This is a genomic window from Paenibacillus sp. FSL L8-0494 (genome assembly GCF_038003695.1).
In the GTDB taxonomy this organism is placed as follows: Bacteria; Bacillota; Bacilli; order Paenibacillales; family Paenibacillaceae; genus Paenibacillus_AQ; species Paenibacillus_AQ odorifer.
In genome coordinates this window covers 227,258-247,797 of record NZ_JBBOPQ010000001.1, presented here as the reverse complement: position 1 = coordinate 247,797, position 20,540 = coordinate 227,258, and the positions used below count along the sequence as shown (strand labels likewise).

General features: G+C 42.7%; 14 protein-coding genes and 1 tRNA gene. 2 read left to right on the top strand and 13 right to left on the bottom strand.

The features are described from left to right. Window positions 1-157 precede the first annotated feature (157 nt). The 5 genes from NYE35_RS01165 to NYE35_RS01145 form a co-directional block, all read right to left on the bottom strand. The gene (locus NYE35_RS01165) at window positions 158-502 is read right to left on the bottom strand and encodes a hypothetical protein (RefSeq protein WP_341119904.1); all 345 of its coding nucleotides are present in this window, start codon (window positions 500-502) and stop codon (window positions 158-160) included. A gap of 217 nt (window positions 503-719) precedes the next feature. After that, window positions 720-1,820, bottom strand: a complete 1,101-nt coding sequence (locus NYE35_RS01160; RefSeq protein WP_076297223.1) for a glycerol dehydrogenase — start codon at window positions 1,818-1,820, stop codon at window positions 720-722. Between the two features lie 164 nt (window positions 1,821-1,984). Further along, a complete protein-coding gene (locus tag NYE35_RS01155; RefSeq protein ID WP_076297222.1) occupies window positions 1,985-3,379 on the bottom strand; it encodes an MATE family efflux transporter in 1,395 nt (464 codons plus the stop codon). 118 nt (window positions 3,380-3,497) lie between these two features. Next, window positions 3,498-3,581: transfer RNA gene (locus tag NYE35_RS01150), tRNA-Leu, on the bottom strand. A 227-nt stretch (window positions 3,582-3,808) separates the two neighbouring features. Next, window positions 3,809-8,149: a bifunctional 2',3'-cyclic-nucleotide 2'-phosphodiesterase/3'-nucleotidase gene (locus tag NYE35_RS01145; RefSeq protein WP_341119903.1), complete on the bottom strand. Its 4,341-nt coding sequence runs from the start codon at window positions 8,147-8,149 to the stop codon at window positions 3,809-3,811. Between the two features lie 686 nt (window positions 8,150-8,835). Here NYE35_RS01145 and NYE35_RS01140 point away from each other — a divergent pair. Continuing rightward, window positions 8,836-9,273: a hypothetical protein gene (locus NYE35_RS01140; protein WP_076141432.1), complete on the top strand. Its 438-nt coding sequence runs from the start codon at window positions 8,836-8,838 to the stop codon at window positions 9,271-9,273. A gap of 36 nt (window positions 9,274-9,309) precedes the next feature. On the opposite strand, the gene NYE35_RS01135 is transcribed toward NYE35_RS01140, so the two are convergent. The 8 genes from NYE35_RS01135 to NYE35_RS01100 form a co-directional block, all read right to left on the bottom strand. After that, window positions 9,310-10,224, bottom strand: a complete 915-nt coding sequence (locus NYE35_RS01135; protein ID WP_076105215.1) for a polysaccharide deacetylase family protein — start codon at window positions 10,222-10,224, stop codon at window positions 9,310-9,312. Further along, the gene (locus tag NYE35_RS01130) at window positions 10,196-11,518 is read right to left on the bottom strand and encodes an MFS transporter (RefSeq protein WP_076141434.1); all 1,323 of its coding nucleotides are present in this window, start codon (window positions 11,516-11,518) and stop codon (window positions 10,196-10,198) included. The genes NYE35_RS01135 and NYE35_RS01130 overlap by 29 nt, the downstream gene beginning before the upstream one ends. Before the next feature lie 154 nt (window positions 11,519-11,672). Beyond that, window positions 11,673-12,206: a DUF1854 domain-containing protein gene (locus NYE35_RS01125; protein ID WP_051491493.1), complete on the bottom strand. Its 534-nt coding sequence runs from the start codon at window positions 12,204-12,206 to the stop codon at window positions 11,673-11,675. Continuing rightward, on the bottom strand, window positions 12,199-14,394 hold the full coding sequence (locus NYE35_RS01120) for an ABC transporter ATP-binding protein (RefSeq protein WP_036687198.1): 2,196 nt from the start codon (window positions 14,392-14,394) through the stop codon (window positions 12,199-12,201). Before NYE35_RS01120 ends, NYE35_RS01125 begins: the two co-directional genes overlap by 8 nt. 160 nt (window positions 14,395-14,554) lie before the next feature. After that, a complete protein-coding gene (locus tag NYE35_RS01115) occupies window positions 14,555-16,936 on the bottom strand; it encodes a phosphoketolase family protein (protein WP_341119902.1) in 2,382 nt (793 codons plus the stop codon). Window positions 16,937-17,230: 294 nt separating this feature from the next. Next, the gene (locus NYE35_RS01110) at window positions 17,231-17,953 is read right to left on the bottom strand and encodes a GntR family transcriptional regulator (RefSeq protein ID WP_036687196.1); all 723 of its coding nucleotides are present in this window, start codon (window positions 17,951-17,953) and stop codon (window positions 17,231-17,233) included. A gap of 87 nt (window positions 17,954-18,040) precedes the next feature. Beyond that, on the bottom strand, window positions 18,041-18,229 hold the full coding sequence (locus NYE35_RS01105) for a hypothetical protein (protein WP_341119901.1): 189 nt from the start codon (window positions 18,227-18,229) through the stop codon (window positions 18,041-18,043). Window positions 18,230-18,344: 115 nt separating this feature from the next. Further along, complete coding sequence (locus tag NYE35_RS01100; RefSeq protein WP_256715495.1) at window positions 18,345-19,043, bottom strand: GyrI-like domain-containing protein; 699 nt, start codon at window positions 19,041-19,043, stop codon at window positions 18,345-18,347. Between the two features lie 119 nt (window positions 19,044-19,162). Between NYE35_RS01100 and guaD the strand changes: the two genes are divergently transcribed. Next, a complete protein-coding gene (gene guaD, locus NYE35_RS01095; RefSeq protein ID WP_341119900.1) occupies window positions 19,163-20,527 on the top strand; it encodes a guanine deaminase in 1,365 nt (454 codons plus the stop codon). Window positions 20,528-20,540 lie beyond the last annotated feature (13 nt).

The window sequence follows — 20,540 nt, the reverse complement described above, 5'->3', positions numbered from 1 at the left end:
GCCTTTTGTTATAATTATTTTATCTTTTACGTTAGCATATATGTTAGTTATTTCGAAAATAAATAACAAAATTCAATACAATATAACAAAAATAGACACCCCTTAGGAGTGCCTCCCAATGATCATATAGATGAAATCCAATTCATTTATCATTTTTTTATTGGTGGCATGGAAATACAGATGTACCTTCCCGCACCTCTTTCGTCAGATCGTCCATAGTGACAAGATTACGTGTAGTTCCGAGAACGATAATGACATAATACGATTGCCCACGTGAATCCTCCAGCACTACCTGATAACCCGACCCTCCAAATAAGGGTTTGCAAACCGTTGCAACTCTCAGCGACGCACTTTCCGTGTACTCTTTGCGCACATAATCCATCCCAAGACTTCCTGCTGCCCGCTTGTTCTGACGCTCCGAATTTCCGTGAATTACCGCTATTATTACCGCTCCAATAATTATGATAATAAGGATTAGATAACCCAATTGGTTTTTTCTCATCTTTCCTTCCTCCTTATTACATAGAGTACAATTGGCACAGCGCGGGGCGATTAGCAATAATCTCGTTTCTGTAGGCACCCTATCCCGCGATTAAGTGCCGAAGCCAATAGCTATATGCAAAATTTTACCACTACAGTACTTCAAAAGCTTACCCTATATAAAAACAAAAGGCACCCCCAAGGGTGCCTTCATTATCACTGCATATTAGTTGTGCTAGTTATTTATAAGACTCTGCCAGCGAGTTCGCTACCACTATCGCATTGTACACATCTTCCGAAGTAACCGGGAACGGCATATTGCCCATTGTGTCTCCTTCTGCACAAGCAGCTTCAGCAACTTGGCGCCATTCGGATTCGATAAATTCCGTACACCCCAGATCGGCGAGGGTTAGCGGAAGATCTACATCCTTGATAAGCTTAATGACAGTTTCCAGCTCCTCATTTGAGGCATTTTCCAGTACTAGCTGGGCTAAAAGACCAAACGTAACCTTTTCACCATGCTGAGCTTTGTGTAGTGAAGGAACGGCTGTCATCCCATTATGGATAGCATGCGCGGCAGCCAGACCACCAGATTCAGCACCCACACCACTTAGATAAATTGTCGCTTCAATAGTTTCCTCCACCGCGCGTGTATAGAGCTTCTGATCAACCGCACGTTTTGCTTTTACCGCATTCTTAAGTAGAGCTTCATAACAAAGTCTTGATATACCTAGACCCGTTGTAGAAGGTTTCATGAGTACGAGATTGTCGCCATTAGAGGCATAACAGGCACGGGCTTCAAAATAAGTAGCCAGTGCATCGCCAATTCCAGCTGCGAAAAAACGGGAAGGCGCTGAAGCTAAAATCGCTGTATCAGCCAAGACTACATCCGGATTACTTGGGAGGAACAAGTATTGATCAAATGAACCATCTTTATTATAAATGACAGCCAGCGCTGTACATGGTGCATCAGTAGAAGCGATCGTCGGAAAAATAACTACAGGCAGCTTCTCATAATAAGCAGTAGCTTTGGCGGTGTCCAGTGTTTTACCTCCGCCGATACCAACGATGATATTCGCCCCAGCTTTACGGGCAAGTTCCCGATTACGATTAATCTCTTCCTGAGTACATTCATAATTGAATTTTTCAAAAGTAGCCTTATTGCCCGCACCTTCGATGGAACTTCCCGCCTCTTTCTTAGCACGTTCCAAAATGAACTCATCACAGATCACATAGGCATGATCGCCAAACGCCTTAATATACTCATTCAGATCTGAAAGTAAGTTATGGCCGGAGATAAATTTCTTTGGTGAAGTAACGGATCTAACGAAATGTGACATTGTGCAAGACTCCTTGTTGTGTGTTTTAGTAAGCATAAAGACGCAATTCCTACATATTATTACCCCGCTACCCAAGAAATACTCAAGTTGCATTCTCCAGAGGCACTCATCAGAGCATGCAAAAAAGACACCCCACAGGGCGTCCTTTGATTTTTTTATATCTATTATATAACACGATGCTGAACCCATTTCTTGCCCATAAATCGCCGTAGGAAAATCAAACCTCTGATCCCCCACTCACAATTCATCGCCAGCCAAACGCCGAGTATACCAAAGTCCAGAACAATACCTAAGATGTATCCGAGCACTACACGGAACAGCCACATCGTAAGCATTGAAACCATGGAGGTAAACTTGGAATCCCCTGCCGCTCTAAGCGCCGAAGGTGTAATAAAGCTTATGGACCATAACGGAATTTGCGCAATCGTATTGATGAGCACAATCAGGAAGATATCTCCCACAATCTCAGCAGGAGGATGGAACATCGACACTAACGGATTGAAAAACGGCATAATCAGCAAACCCATCACCACCAGAGAAAGAGAAGAGGTGACAAGGAAGGATTTAATGAATTTTCGAGCATCCTTAACATTATTACTTCCCATACATTGTCCAACCACTGTAATAATCGTCAAGGACAACGCATTCCCGGGGATTTGCATAATCCCTGCAAAGGAGGAGGCAATCGCATTAGTCGCAAGTGCATACGTACCCAGACTAACGATAAAGATCTGAGTCAGAATTTTACCACCATTAAAGAACATCTGCTCCGCCGCAAACGGCATCCCGATGAACATTATTTTTTTCAGCATAGACAGCTTAACCACTACAAGATCGCGAATACGGATATGCAGATCGTTGTCCAATCGGAATAGATAATAAAGTGCGCAAAACGCCCCCAGGTATCTAGCTATATTTATAGAAATGGTCATCCCCAGAACACCCATATGCAACAGGTTAATAAAGACGAGATTCAATAAGACATAAGTTAAATTCATAATTAGCGAAAGCACAAGCGAGGCCCTCGTTCTACCAATTCCACGAAGAGCACCACATACCGCCTCCACAACAGCTATACCAAGATAAGAGATACAGCTCCCAATCAAATATATTCGGGCGTTCTCCATAACCTCTGGTGAGGCCGCTCCAAATAGTAAATTTAACAGCGGATTGTGAAAAAGAATTCCGAACATCCCAATAGCAAATGCCATCAGCGAAACAGATGACGTAGCACCTGCCGTAGCTTTTGACACCATGAGGTCATTGCCGCTCCCTTTATACTGCGCAACAACAACCGTCCCACCTGTTGAGACGGCAATAAACACACTAATGAGAAAAATATTAAGAGAATCTATCATATTGACCGCACTGATAGCTGCCACACCAGACGAGCTTATCATAGCTGTATTCACTAGATTAAGACCCACCACAAAGGCCTGATCCACTAGGATAGGGATGAATAAAGCAATCATCTGACGATAATCTATCGATTCACCAGAGAAATACTTTTCCAGAAACCGCACACTTTGCTTCGTATTTACACCTACATTAGGCTCCATCTTTGCTTCACTTCTTTTACATAGAGTTTGTCAAATTGAATTATGCGTATAAATAGAAAAAGGCTCTTCAGGTTGAAGAGCGATTCAAAAGTATTGCCTGTTTATATGCACTTAGGTATGCGGTCGAGAGGACTCGAACCTCCACGGGGGTTAGCCCACACGGACCTGAACCGTGCGCGTCTGCCAATTCCGCCACGACCGCACAAAATATTAAAAAATACAGTGCAGAATATAAGTTAACATGATTTCACAGAAAGAGCAACAACAAATTTAACAAGTAAAAGCGCCATCGGCGTCCTTGTAAGGACAGTAAGCGTTTAAGGGAAGACTATAAGAGTATTGGTGCCACTTATACTTTCTTATATTTAAAAAAAGTGTATCGATGCCCTCACGAGGATCATCGATACACTTTTAGTTAGAACAATAGAATTATGATGCTTGTCCAAGCATGCGATAGATGATAACCGCTGCTTGAGCGCGATTAGCTATACCCTTAGGTGCAAATTTCCCACCATCAACACCGTTGACGATTCCCAATTGAGTTAGCTGTGCGATAGCCTCTTGTGCATAAGGAGCAATACTGGATTTGTCTGCAAACTTACCCAATGCTGCATTTTTATCAATCGGCTGTAGTTTGTCTTTCAGTGCGTTAGCAACCATAATGGCCATTTCTTCACGAGTCACTTCACGACCCGGTTCAAATTTGCCATTTCCAGAGCCTTGTACAAGTCCAGCCTTCACCGCAAGGGCGATAGAATCCGTGTACCAAACTCCTTGTTTAACATCGTTGAACGAACTGGTTGTTGCTGAACCCGTAAGATTCAGTGCGCGTACCAGCATCGTAACGAACTCTGCTCTAGTCACTGTTTTGGTTGGCGCAAAAGTATTTGCATCCAGACCTTTCAGAATGCCCTTAGCAGCCAATGCTTCAATAGCTTCTTGCGCCCAAGCTACCTTACCCAGATCCTTGAAGTTTGCTGCTGGCGCAGTAGTTGGTGCAGGTGTTACCGTTGGTGCTGTTGATGGCGCTGGTGTTGCTGTTGGTTTCGCGGTTGGAGTAGGCGTTGGAGTTACACCGGTAGAACCGCCTCCACTGCCATTGCCCGATCCCGAATCAGCCTTTAATTTATTAATAATACGTCCTTCAATGGCCGCTTTAATCTCTTTGCCATTAAACGTTTTTACAATGTAGTCGTAGAATACGTCCAAATCAATAGGTCCAGCCAATGAATCACTAGCTTGAGTCAGAACCTTGTAGTTATCTCCACCCGCAGCCATAAAGTTATTTACTACTGCTGTATATTTCTGCGTAGGATTAATTGGTGTTCCATCAGTTAGTGTGAGGCTCGCAATACGATCAGCTACTGGCAGATACATATTCGCTGTATATTTCAGTCCGGAAATTTGCAGCGTTTTGATATCTGGTGTTCCATCAGCTTTTACATTCCATTGCTGTTGCAGCAATGTTTTGATTTGCGCTCCGGTTAGTGTCAGCTTCACAAGCGTGTTGCCGAATGGCTGAATTTTAGCCAGATCGCCGAAGGTTACAGGACCTTTCGGAAGGTCCGCACGGATACCGCCTGGATTCATAAAGGCGAAATCGGCAGCTTTTGCACCATCGCCGAAGTCAGCATTACGCATAGAGTCAGCAATCAGATTACCAAGTGCAGCCTCATTATTGTAAGCATCGGTACGAGTGATAGTTCCGTCCGTTGTACCCACTGGTTGAGTGAGCTCAGGATGCTTCTCAAGGTAAGCATTAACCAGTGCCACACTTTCCGGATCTGGTGTTACCCCATCATGGAAGGTGGAAGTTACCACAGCAGACTTGTCCTTCACATCACCTGTTTTAGGATCAATGATCAACTTGATATCCTCAAATGCTGTACCGTAAGAATAAGCTTGTACAATCAGCTTGCCGTTTACTGTTCCATTTGCAAGTGCATGGTTATCACCAGCAACGATAACATCAACAGGGGATTCCGCAGGAAGCGCATTGGCCAGATCAGCCGCTTCACCTGTAGTCACACCATCTTTGGTCGTTGCAGGATCATGTGCAAGCACGATAATCGTCTCAACACCTTTAGATTGAAGCTCCTTAGCGTATTTCTCCACAGCCGCCACTTCCTCATCAGGCGTGAGGAAATGCACGCCGGCCGTACCGGAAGGCGCTACCTTGCTTGGTGTGGATTTTGTTACAAGACCAATAAAGCCAATTTTCACACCGCCTACTTCTTTGATTACATAAGGATTAATAATTGGCTCGCCAGTTTTGGCATCCACTGCATTCGCATTAACATAATCAAAATCAGATCCAGCATGGTTAACTTTATTATCCTTAGGGTCGATACCACCATAAAGCTGTGTCATCAGTGCATCAACACCTTGGTCAAATTCGTGATTACCAAGAGAACCCACATCAAATTTCATCATGTTCATCCAAGCATGAGTCGGCTCATCGCGCTCAAGGGATGATACTGGAGCGGATGCTCCAACGGAGTCACCATTATGGAAGAGTAATGAGTTCTCATACTTTGCACGAGTTGCTTTCAAATAAGTCGCGAGATAGGCTGCTGTGCCTACAGACTTATTGTTCACTGTAGAAACAGTGTCGAGTTGACCGTGGAAGTCATTAATTCCAAGAAGGTGAACCTCCACATCTTCCGTCGGTGCAGGTGTCTTCACACTTAGATCTAGCTTGAAAATTCCAAAGCCCTTATTATCTTGCTGTCCAGTATCGGAAATGTTCGCTGGGAGTACATTTGCCGCTTTAGGTGTTGTTGTAAATGTAACATCAACATTGCCTTTGATAGGTGCCAAGGACCAGTTACCATCAGCAGTTGGATCAATCGTACCAGCTTCACTGATGTAGTCCATCAGAACCTGACGATTCTCATCTTGAGAGTCTACAACCAGCTCTGCACCTTTAACACCCGGGAAGTTCCCGCCACCACTTGCGCGGTAATTGTTAGTAACAACAATGAAATCCTGATCTAGATCTAAAGGTTGATCATTGTAAGTGACATCCGTTACACGACTCGAAGAAGCATCATTAATCGTACCATCCGGATTGTACTTCGCGTTTTTCGTCACATCAATTTTATATTGAACCCCATCGATTACATCGAAGTTAAAAACCGAAAATTTCGTATTCAACAGAGACTGCGGAGTCGAGATCCCTGGTTTGATGCGGTTAAATGCGCCCGCACTCATTTCCAACCATTCTTTCACAACAGAACCCTTAACTTTGATTGCTTTAAGGGTATTATCATATAAATACAGGTCACTTGCGCTACGAATAGTCAAGTCACCCTTATCAATACTGGTGTACTCATCAGGTCCGTTGCGTCCTGCTTTAAAAGGAGCACCAACACTAAGAATGGCAAGGTCCTTATATTGAGGAACATTGATATCAATATAATTCTGAACGTACCACTTTTGTGCATACGTAACAAGTTGAACCGTAGGATCATCCTGAACCATTGCGAAATAGCTGTTCATCGGAGCTGTTGTAACACCCAGCTTTTGTCCAGTATAAGCAATAGTAGCCTCATGTGCTGCTGCAACAGCTGCATCTACAGCCGCATCAGGCTCAACCAGTGGTATATTCACTTTATTCTCTGTCTTATAAATAGAACGAGCAGAAGCTTTTGAACTTTGCTTGTCTACCGTCCAGTCATTACCATCGTATACAATGTTCAGATCGATTAGACCCAAATAAGCTCCGCCGTAACCAGCTTGTACAGCAGGCGTACCGTTAATGTGACCATTCACATTATCGATCACAGCCTTTTCGTTTGCATACGGTTGTTTAGTAACAGGATCTTTGAACGACGCGTCCAACGTATCGTTATTCCCTGTTGGGAATACCTTATGCGTATGAGAGAACGTAATCGCATCAATATCAGGAACCTTACTCAAAGCGTTAATATCATTCTCAGAACCGTCTCCTGTAACGGCGTTAACATCAAACCCCGTATGGGCCATAGCAACAATAACATCTGCTCCCTTAGCTTTCATTTCAGGAACAAATTTTTCTGCCGTTTTAGCAATATCTTCAACGACAACTTTGCCTTCCAGATTAACCTTGTCCCACTCCATGATTTGAGGAGTAACTAGGCCGATTAGACCAACTTGAATCGTCTGCTCATCGCCGTTACTATCCGTAACTTTCTTAGGAAGAATAACATAAGGCTGATAAGCATTTGTAACGCCATCCATTTTATATATATTCGCATTCACATAATCAAAATTGGCTCCAGTAGTCATCTCATTACCAGTGCTACCGTTTATCGTACGATCTAAAAATTGTAATCCATAATTGAATTCATGATTACCAAAAGTCGCAGCATCATATCCCATAGCGTTCATGGCTGCAATCATCGGATGGATATCAGTAACATTAGTAGGGTCCTTCAGATCCGATTCCTTCGCCACATAAGTACCTAGCGGAGTTCCTTGAATCAAGTCCCCATTGTCGAGTAGGAGGGTGTTGGGTTCTTCACTTTTGGCTTGTTTCACCAAGCTTGCTGTGCGGTCAAGACCGACAGTTACTGAAGCTGCATTCTTAAAATAGTCCCAGCCGTAGACATTGGTGTGCACGTCCGTCGTGCTCATCAGCCGGAGTTTGGCTGTGGCTGCGGATGCTGCTTCAGCTTTATCTGTACCCCAAGCTGCACCCAAACCAATACCTCCAAACACCTGCAAAGAAAGCACTGCAGTTGCTAATACAGAAGCAATCGGCTTATTCCATCGTGTCTTCCATCCCATAATAATATTAGTCCTCCCTATCATTTTCACATAATTTCTGTGATATTATATCACACAAACATAACCAATTATCATATAATTGTAAAAATAATATAAAACAATGTTAAATATAATAACATAAGAAGAAAGACCTAGACTTATGAATCCGTTTTTATAGGTCAAGAGTCAATAGATGCAAAAAGAACACATCTTCACCAGATGTGTCCTAAAAACAATCCTATATAAAGTCTAGAAAAGTCGAATCTATATCCGGCACTACTTTTTACCCATTCATAGCAGTAATCCCAAAACAGATTGCAGTTATTAGAGATAAGGGTGTCATCACAAGTTTTTCTTTCATGCTCCTCGACAATAAGTTCATTATAGTATTAAGCATTAAATAGACTGCGAAAAAATAACATACCCTTCTATCAAAAGGTAATCCAATAGAGATCACATTACCTGCCTGCAATAAGTACAGGATGGCAATTAGCTGTATCACTACTGAAACTCCACACGCGACTCTCATTTGTGGAGGCATAATTCTATGCCTTCCTCCCATTGCAAATTCCCCATAAGGCAGTCCCAGAGACAGCAGTACATAAAGAATCACTGCTCCCAAATATTTTTTTATGATGAACCAGCACAAGCAACACAAAAATATCTGAGTAATATAGAAGTAAATAGACCAATGAGGTGATCCACAAATGGCAAATACAACGAAGATTCGCAAACGTGCTGAACAGCTGAAAGGTAGACCCGTGTGTATTACGTTACATGATGGACGTACGTATATAGGATGGATAACCGGCCTCGATAAGAATGGACTTACCCTTTCCAAACCGCGTAAAAACAAACACAGAAAATCAAAAAAACACTCTTCTTCCCGCTCCCGGAAAGCAAACGTATCAGGATTAATGCCCTTATTCGGCTCACTTTTCGGAATGGGTGGAGGCGCTCTAGGCTCCGCAGGAGCAGGGGCTTCCAGTTCTGGAGGCGGTGGATTTGGCGGATTTGGGGGGTTCGGGGGAATCGGCAACTTTATTGGAATGGTACAAAAAACTATGCCGGTTATGAAGATGGGCTACAATATGATTAAATCTATTTCCCCCTTCCTTAACGGGCTAAAAGGATTAATGGGATAATCAAAAGACACCCCTCAAGGTGTCTTTTATTTTTGCTCATAATCTTATCAGGTTCTTTAACAATCTGCCTGCAGATCTTAACCGTGGACGTTTTAGATGCTCCTGTACATAACGATAATTCGTCAATTCAACCTTAGCATCACTGAGGGCATAGGTAAAATCATCATCAAAGGGCAACTTATACTCCCAAACGCGCTTACTCCAGTGCGGAATATTTGCTTGCATCCATGGATCGTCTATCCCGGGATGAATATAGGTCTCACTAACGCCATCCGGCAACGAATACAGCTTAGCAATAATAGATCTTTTAAAACTTTCATACGTCTCGCCTTCCTCTACACCAAAAGGATGCGATAGCAAATAGTCGGGAATCGGCACCCCAAACGTATCCGCCAGCCCTGCTCCAAGGGCAACTGGTCGTTTAATATTTTTCAGCGATGCCAAAAGCGGATCCTCAGCATGGATGTATCTGAAGAATCGTGAGGGCAATCCCCAGCGCGAAATTTTCCACAACGTCTGCGGTAGCAAGCTGCGTCCTGTTTCCATTCCGTATAAACTACCCATGTGGTTGTCTACATGGCTAATCACTATTCCCGACTGTTTTACTCGCTCGTACTGCGCATCTATCTCCTTTAGTACGGCTTTTGTCTGCGCTCCCTGTTCGAACTCTTTTACCGTCCTATATTGATGTCCGCTCTCGTCGTGAAGAGAAGTCTCTCCCGTCAGGCTCGCCCAGCGCAAAGCCTCAAATTCACTAGTCATCGTCAAGTGAAGTCCCACATTTCGTTGTTGCCTGCGACTACACCATGCAGCTGCCTCCTCAAACCCAGGGGCCACCGCCATAATCGTTGCGGAGGATACTTTTTCCTCTTCCAGCAGATGTTTAATCGCCTGATTCATGGGGGGACTTTGTCCAAAATCATCACAATTGATGATTAATTTTTTGTTCATAGTCAGCCTCACCTCTCAAAGAGTCCATAAATGTAAATTTCATTGTGAAGGATATGACAACAGCTATGGCCAACAGACATAATGGCACCACACTTATTAAATACCTAAATGTCGCTTCAGGATTGGACCCTGGGTCATCACCGCCTTGATAGCCAAAGATCATACCTACAATGAAAAAAGCTAACGCAGAGATTAACCCGCTTGAACGAGTAATGAATCCGCTTACAGCCGTGTAGATTCCTTCTCTTCTCAGACCTGTTTTTTCCGCATCCTCATCAATAATCTTGCCACCTACTATTGCTGGGGTCACTAGAAATCCGGCTAATCCGAAACCGACAACTACGCCAGCAGCCACACCACTTAAGAGATCATAACCAAACCATAACGGAATTACCGATAACGCATATAAGATCAGTGATAACCGCCACGCCTTGACCCCGTCCATCTTACGAATCATCCAGTACCACACGAATACTAATGGAATGACCGAAACAAACACAGCTGCGAGTAAAATCGATACCTGAGCCTCTGAGATATGAAGTACATATTTTGCATAAAAAGGAATCATCGAGCTTACAAGTCCATTCACCGTTTGAGCAAAAGAGTTCGAAATATTAAACACCCAAAACTTTTTATTCCGAATGGTCTCCCGAAAAGCTGGAATCAACTTCAAGGGTTCCTGCTCTGTGGGCTCCTTCTTTTCTTGGACATTCATCATACATAAAAACATAAATACTCCAAAGAGACAGGCATACACTATAGCCATATTAGAGAAATTAATAGCTGCAAAAATAATTGGCGTTAAGGCAGTACCGATTAACAAAGCAACGACCTGATAGCCTTGCTGAATCGCGGAAGCTTTTGCCCGAATACGGTCTCCTCGGAAGAGCTCCGGGAGTAACGCTCCATAGTTCACCCACAACACAGTAGCGACTGCCTCATAGAAAATAAGTGTGACTAAAAACCAAGTGAACAATCCATTCTCAGATAATCCGCCGGGAGGGGAGAAAACCAGTACAAATGCCAGCATAAATAACGGAATTGAGCCAAATACCCATGGTCTGCGTCGACCTAAACGAGTCTCTGTGCGATCTGACCAATAACCAAATAACGGATTGTTTACCGCATCCCAGATCAGAAAGATTGTTCTGGCTAATGTAGCTAGTCCAATGCCCAATCCTAATTTTTCTACATAAAAGTAACTGTAAAATGAACTAAATGCCTGACTTGGAACCATCATCGCAAACATCCCTAAAGCAAAGGTGTACGGCGAATTGATCCATTTACGCTTCACTCACATACCTCCCATATGGAAAAGATCCGGTTGTAATATATTACCATACCAATGAGAGAACGCCATCAATTTTTTCCTTCGTAGAATCTACGGATAAAAAAAAGAGGCTCCGCAGACCATCAACAAATGGCTGCGGAGCTTTTTCACAACTAGACTATAAAACATCCTTCAGCTTGCTCCGGCTCTGAACATCCAGGGCTAGATAATCACGGATTTCGCATCTTTTCCCATTGATATCTGTAAGAATGATTCGCTTATGACTTGGATATTGCATATGCTCGTGCAGGTTCCGCATAACGATCCGGGTCTGGCCCAGATTCGTTTGCAGCTCCCAAATCCACATATCCGCTTTTTGCTTAATAGAATCAATGCGGGTTACAACCGGAAGAAAATACCGCAGCCGGAGCTCTGTGTCCACTTCCACGCGACTTTCTTCATCGAGCTGATCAATGTCACGAATGACTCCGATCTCCTCACTCTTGGAGTTACGAACTGAAATATACTCCGTGGTATATTGGAATGGAAATATACGAAAAAGAATTAATTCCTCATAGACCTGACCCTCCACTACTCCTTGAAACACGCCACCTTGACTGCGGCTAAAAGAGATTGCACCCGGTTCAAGAATGTTAATCTCATAGGGATCTTTAGGATTCAATTCCCCGTTAACAAGATTCGGATCACTCATGCATCTCAACCCCCTTAATCTGCGACATTTCCTTCTGTGCCTCAACTAGCTTGAAGTAAGCACCTTCTGCAGCAAGCAATTCCTCATGTGTACCCACTTCAATGATCTTACCGCGTTCAAGCACTACAAGCCGGTTCGCATTTCTTAGCGTGGATAATCGATGGGCAATCGCGAATGTCGTTCTGCCTTTTACCAGTCGCGAGATCGCTTCTTGAATTTGCCGCTCGGTCACTGTATCTACAGAAGCTGTTGCTTCATCTAGGATTAGAATTCGTGGATCGTGAATTATTGCTCGGGCAATAGACACTCGCTGCTTCTCTCCACCAGACAATTTATGTCCACGTTCCCCAACTCTTGTATCATAGCCATCCGGCAATTGAACGATAAAATCATGGGCGTTGGCGATTTTTGCAGCGCGCATGATTTCTAATTCCGTAGCGTCCGGTTTAGAATAGGCAATATTCTCAGCAATCGTTCCGTCGAATAGAAACGTCTCCTGCAGCACTACACCGATCTGACTACGCAGATCTGACTGGCTGATATTTCGGATGTCCACATCATCGATGGTAATGGTTCCCTCATCTGTGTCATAGAAGCGACAGATCATATTAATGAACGTCGACTTACCGGCACCTGAATGTCCGACCAGACCAATCATCTCGCCCGCACCCACTTTTAAATCCACGTTCTTGAGCACAGGATGATGTTTTTCGTATCCATAAGTAACCCGCTTAAACTCAACCTCACCATTTACGCGGCCGATGGCTGCTGGATTTACTGTATCAGGCACATCTGACGGAGTATCCATAATCTCAAAGACCCGATCTGCTGCTGAAATCGCATGGCTGGCCCAGTTGATCATTTGGCTCACCCACTGCAAAGGTCCGAGAAGCATCCCAAGGTAGGTCACCAAAGCAATTAGCGTACCGATGGATAATTGACCCTCCAGCACCGTTTTTCCGCCATAAAACCAAATTAATAACGTACCAACACCAGCAACCAACGCAAAAGCAGGAAACATCCCCTGCCATAAGCCTTCGATCCGAATATTATGCCGCACCAACTCCTTATTGGCGACCGTATAACGTGACATCTCTGTTGTTTCCTGGCCGAATGCTTTGACTACACGAATCCCCTGCAAAGAATCGCCAACCAAAGCGTTTAATCTAAAAATAGATCTCCACTGCTGGTACCAACGTCTGCCAATCATCGGCCATAACACGGTCGACAGCACCACCATAAGCGGCATAGGCAGCATAGCAAGCAGCGTTAGCTTCCAATCCATACTGAACATAATAGTGAAAATAGCGATTACCCGCAGCGATTCACCCGAGACCCAGATTACACCGTCAGTCATAAATTGCCGCATCGCCTCTGAATCATTATTCACCCGTCCAATAAATTGCGAAGATTGTCTTCGGTCGAAAAAAGATAAAGATAATTTCATCAAGGAATGATACACATCATGACGAAGATCACCCATGATTTTGGAACCAATCCATACCCCTATAAGTCCACGTACAGTCTGCATTAAAGTTATTACTAAGGACGTGGCTGCTAGCCCGATCACAATCCATAGAAGCGTCGAGCCCATATCCTTTTCTGTCAACACATTATCAACGATCATCTTCGTCAAAAATGGTGGAACAAGCTCTACCAATGTAGTAAAAATCAACATAATCGCCGCAGCGATCATTTGGATCTTATAAGGCTTAGCGTAACTCAACATCCGAAATAGAACCTTGCCGTTACTCTTGCACACCGGACAAGCTTGTGAATCTTCCGGCAGCGGATTGCGGCATTTTGGACAATTTCTTGGAAACTCTTTTTCAGAAGCGGTTGGCCGTTCCTCGCCTTTAGCTACAGCGCCAATTAATTTAGCAGCAAAACCAAATATAGAGGTAAGTGATGCTGTATAACGTATAAGTATAATAGGCCCCGCTTGGGTATCCACAAGCAACGAACCGCCGCCTACCCCGCCTACTACCCGGGCATCGGTAATATTCGAGACTAGAAGCTTTGAGACCAGTTTCCCGTCCGTCCCCCAAACGGAAACCTCCTTCTCAGTCAATACAAGCCACTGCTCACCGAATTGCCCATCTTTCATTAAATCAGATACAGAGTGAAATAAAGGTTGTTCTGTAAGCTGTATTTCTATAGACTTGGGAAGTTTATCAATAGATGTCATACATTTCTCCCCTTTCTTTACCCACCTATTTACTCACATATATTTACAGTGGTAAAGATGAAAAAATGATTATAATTGTTTTGTATGCTTACTTGAACAAATAAAAAGACACCTCTAAAGGTGTCTTTTTGTATTACTTCCTATGGTACTGGCTATACGTTTATTTCAAAGCATTCCATACCCAGTTCTCTACTTCTGGCAAATCAATACCCTCTTCACGAATGAATTGGTGATGTTTCTTAACGATAGCATCCATTTCATCTGCGATCGCTTTATAGTCGTTAGCATTAGGCAAGCTCAGAACAGCTTCCTTCGCCAAGTCAAAGCGGTCCATTTGATTCAATACGCGCATATCGAATGGTGTTGTGATATCGCCATTCTCGCGGTATCCGTGTACGTGCAGGTTATGGTTATGGCGATCAAAGAACAAGTCTTTAATCAGACCTTCATATCCGTGGAAAGCGAAGATAACTGGTTTATCTTTTGTGAAAAATTGATCAAACTCTTCGTCAGATAAGCCACGCGGATCTAATTTTTGACTTCTCAGTTTCAACAAGTCTACCACGTTGATATATCTAATCTTAAGGTTCGGCAGTTTTTCATGCAGGATAGAGATTGCAGCCAAGCTTTCGATAGTTGGTTCTGTACCTGCAGAAGCAAAGACAACATCAGGCTCTCCACCTTGATCGGTGCTTGCCCAGTCAATAATCTTCAGTCCTTTATCCACCAGCTCTTGTGCTTCATCCGCACTGAACCATTGTGGACGAGGATGTTTGGAAGAAACGATCAAGTTAATTTTTTGACGGTCATTTAAGACGGTGTCAAAGACAGCCAGCAAGGAGTTCGCATCAGCCGGCAAATACTCACGGATAAATTCTGGTTTTTTATCAGCCAAGTGACCTAGCAAACCTGGATCTTGGTGAGTGTAACCATTGTGGTCTTGTTGGAATACAGTTGAAGTTGCTACCACATTCAATGATGGAATATCCGCACGCCAGCTTTGATCTGTTGCTTTACGCAGCCATTTGAAATGCTGAGTAATCATCGAATCCACGACACGCAAGAAAGCTTCATAGCTTGCAAAGAAACCATGGCGACCTGTCAATACGTAACCTTCAAGCAAACCTTCTGCCTGATGTTCAGACAATTGGGAATCGATAACACGGCCATAAGAAGCTAGGAATTCATCATTCGGCTCAATCACTTGATCCAACCATTGACGTTTCGTCACTTCAAAGACAGGTCCCAGACGGTTGGACATTGTTTCATCCGGTCCGAAAATTCTGAAATTGCGGTTCTCTTCGTTCAGAGAGATAACATCTTTCATGTATTTACCCAGAACGGCCATGTCTTGTGCTATTACTTCACCTGGTTTGGAATTATCAAGTGCGAACTTACGGAAATTGGGTAAGTTTAGATCTTTAATCTGGTTGCCAGCATTAGTAACTGGGTTCATTCCCATACGTCTGTCGCCAGTTGGCAGAATCTCAGCAAGTTCAGCGTTCAGACGACCATTGTCATCAAATAATTCTTCTGGTCTATAGCTGTTCATCCACTCCAATAACGCTGGAGCATGTTTCATATTCTTTTGATCCACTGGAATCGGCACCTGATGGGCACGGAACGAGTTCTCATTCGGAACACCATCCCATTGCTTTGGACCCGTCCAGCCCTTAGGAGAACGGAAGACCAACATTGGCCAAACCGGACGCGTAAGGTCATTGTTGTCACGTGCATTCTTTTGAATCGCTTCAATTCTTTCTACGATGGTATCAAGCACCTTAGCCATTTCTGGATGCATTAGATCAGGATTTTCGCCTTCAACGAAGAACGGTTCCCAACCCATACCTTTAAAGTATGCAGTAATTTCTTCTTTGGATTGACGAGACAGAATCGTTGGGTTACTGATTTTGAAACCATTTAAGTGCAAGATCGGCAGAACTGCACCATCAGTAACTGGATTGATGAACCGGTTGGAGAACCATGAAGCCGCTAATGGGCCAGTTTCAGCCTCTCCATCGCCAATAACAACAGCGGAGATTAAATCTGGATTATCCAGAATTGCACCTACACCGTGGGATAGAGAATAACCTAATTCGCCACCTTCGTGGATCGATCCAGGTGTTTCAGGGGCAGCATGGGAAGCAACTCCACCTGGGAAAGAGAATTGTTTGAACAATTTCTTCAGACCTGGGATATCTTGTGTAATTTCCGGATAAATTTCAGTATAGCTACCATCGAGATAGGAGTTCGAAACCATGACCTGACCGCCATGACCAGGACCCTCGATATAGAACATATTCAAATCATATTTAGTAATGACCCGATTCAAATGGGCATAAATAAAGTTCTGGCCGGGAATAGTTCCCCAGTGTCCAATTGGCTTAATCTTTACGTCTGCTTCTTTCAGCGGTTCTCTTAACAACGGATTATCTTTCAAATACAGTTGACCTACAGAGATGTAGTTAGTTGCGCGCCAGTATGCATCAAGTTTCTCTAAATAAGTTTTTGATGAGTAATCAACATCCATGGATAATACCATTTCTTCCACTCCCCAAAATTTTTTCTGTGTCTACATTGCCGTAATTTCTTCCACAAGTACATCATACCGCCGCCAAAAATTAATTCAACCTTTTTAACAAATGATACGGTCCAATTTTGTGAAAATATGAACATAGTATGAAAAACGGTGTCAATTGTCTGTAAAAATACGTCAATATTAATATATATGTAAAAATATGGGCTGAAGTTTGCGGGAGATATTTGCTGCTTTTCCTTCATCTATTTTGCGCAAAATAAAAAAAATAAGACCGAGAAAAATTCCCCAGTCTTACTTTTAATGAACGGACACAAAGGTATTAAATTTTAAGTATTTATAGTGGAAACGCATATGGGAGAATTCAAAGGGTGTGCCATTATCTAAAAAGAAAATCCCTTCCATAATGCTTACTGGCTCATTCGCCTGCAAATGCAGCAGCTCTTGATCCGTAGCCTCAGAGGGTTCTGCGGATATCGATAAAAAGGATTTGGTTACCGCCAGGTTCCGTGAATCCTCCAAATAATTAAAGATAGATCCTTCAATAATAGTCTGATTTAAGTTCTGCACGATTTTGATTGGGATATAACCCGTTTCAATCATAAAGGGTTCATCATCAAAAAGACGCAAGCGAACGATTTTGTATACAAAATCATGTGGTCCTAAAAACAGATCCCGTTGCAGTTCTTCCGTTGGTGGAATGACCTCGAATTTCAGAACTTTAATCTTTGGCTTCTTCCCATTCATTTGAAAATTGTCGGTGACACCTAAATTAGAGCCTTCGTAGTTAAAAATAGATTCATTTTTTATGTATAAAGGATTTATAAATGTCCCTGAGCCACGCTTTTTAAAAATAATTCCGGCATTTGCCATTTTAGTCAGAGCACTTTTAATAGAACTACGACTCACTTGATAAGTTTCACTAAGCGTTCGTTCATCCGGTAATTTCATATCGGGGAACTGCCCAGCAAAAATTTTCATTTTTAAGTCATCAATAATTTGTTTGTAGACAAACTGTGTCATGAAGTACTCCTTTTCAGGTCTATACAAGTTTTATTTCAATCTTTACTATAACATAATAACCAGACGTTTATAATCTATCCGGCCACCTTATTTACGACGGCGATTTGTCATGCGATTGTACATCACTAAACCGGCAATGACCATGCCCAGCGTTCCCATACTACTCGCTGCTTCAGCCTGCATACCAAACAAAATGCACAGGTTAGTGACCAAGCTTTTTGTAAGTACAGCAATAATAATTAACATCAACGGGCGCCAAATGTTGTATCTTCTCATCCAGGCAACACTCCTAATCCAATTTTCTCAAACTATCGATCGATTTCATCTATTATATCACAAGATGGTAACCGCATTCATTTCCTATAACCGTAAAGGAATCGAAGCCGACCTGCTATTTTTTATTAATTCTATATCTTAAAATGGTTTTCAACTTTTCGTGTTCTACTTTTCTAGCATCCGACAGATAAATTTCTCTATGAACAAGCGTTTTTAGCACATAATTGTTTTCATCTATAAACATTTTTAATTGTTGGAATGATTCAGGTTCACTATCATATGAACCAATATGCAAGATTTGCACCGATAAGCCATCTTCTAATTCATCAAAATATGCCTCTTTCAATAGGGGGTGAGGTTTCTTTTTATTTACTATCTCAAAAGCTCTTTCTACCGTCTCTCTTGTTACAAAATCCGGTTGTCTTATCATTATTGTATATAGTAATTCATCTTTTATTAAATCCTTGTGATTTCTACCTTCCTCTGTCAAATCCCATAATCCTTCGAGTGGATATACCGTATAATCAAAATAACCCTCCGGAGTAAATCCATTTTTAGGCATCATTTTCACCGCATAGGCCAGAGAGTATAGAACCCCGACTCTTTCTGAAAAATCCTCATGATTAGGATCACCTTTACCTTTTATACAGATGAATTTCTGTTTCCCAACTTCTAATAATTGCGGCTTAGCTTTGGGTTGATATAACTCCTTTTCATGCTTTCTATATTCATGTTTTGGCATTTTACTTCCCCCTATCTTTTTCTGTATTCTAGCATAGCGAACATGACGTCTATGCGTCATATTCGGTTTCAATTCCTCCGCTCCTCCTATCCGTCAATTACGCCTTTATTCGACTTTTGGTCTGGACTTATCCTTTTTCACGGATTATAATAACGAATAAACACCAAAAGACGAACATTAAGGCGGAAATCATGAGAAAATATATGCAAATATTCCTAGGCACTTCATTTTCTAGCCTATCCCCAAAAGAAATTCAAATTTTAAAGGACCATCTCTTCTGTATCAACACGGATGGGATGATAGAAATGATTGTTGCACCGAAGCACCCCGACTATCAACCCTTGCTTGATGCTTATCAAGGTCAGGACAATTTTCATGTATTAGCTGAAGGCCAGTATTTTTTGCCCGGCTTTATCGACCTGCATGTTCACGCGCCACAATGGGCTCAATCTGGAACTGCATTAGATATTCCACTCTATGATTGGCTAAATACTTCTACCTTCCCACTGGAGTCTAAATTCTCGGACCTGGCTTTTGCAAAAAAAGTCTACGATGACGTGGTTGGCACTTTGCTCGCAAACGGAACAACTACAGCACTTTATTTTGCAACGGTGCATAAAGAGGCCAGTTTATTATTGGCTAAAATATGTGCGGAAAAAGGGCAACGTGGACTCGTTGGAAAAGTGGTTATGGACGATCCGCAGGGAAATCCTGAGAATTACCGCGACTCCGACACCCATACCGCACTAGTGGATACGGAAGAATTTATACTAGCTGTACAAGAACTCGCTAAATCTACTAAACAAGGCGTATATCCAGTAGTGACACCAAGGTTCATTCCAAGCTGCACTAATGAGGCTTTACAAGGCTTGGGAGAACTAGCCGCTAAATATGATACGTATGTTCAATCGCACTGTAGTGAAAGTGATTGGGCGCACGGTTATGTGCAAGAACGGTTCCAGAAAAACGATGCTTTTGCCTTGCATGATTTTGGTCTGCTCAGTGATAAATCTGTAATGGCACATTGTAATTTTTTAGATGAAGATGATGTGAATTTGTTTGCAGAGACAGGAACAGCTATTGCTCATTGTCCGATATCCAACGCGTATTTTGCCAATAGTGTTATTCCGATCGCTGACTTCCATGCCAAAGGCGTGGAGATTGGTTTAGGCTCTGATATTTCCGGAGGTTTTTCACCTAGTCTCTTCGATAACATTAGACAAGCCGTAATGTCTTCAAGAATGCTGGAGGATGGTGTGAATCCTTCCCTGTCTGCACCAAATCGCGGAGTACCCGGATCACGGATTACGATCCATGAATCCTTTTATCTTGCTACCGCTGGCGGCGGGGAAAGCTTAAGCTTACCTATCGGCCGGTTACTAGAAGGTTATACCTGGGATGTTCAAATTATTGATACGAAATTACCGTCGGCGAAATTGCCCATCTTTGATGAGAATGAGGATTTGCAAGATATTTTTCAAAAGATAATGTATCTGGCCCGGCCTGAAAATATCCGTGAAGTCTGGGTACAGGGTGAAAAAGTTCATTCGCGTTAAAGATTAATTAAAC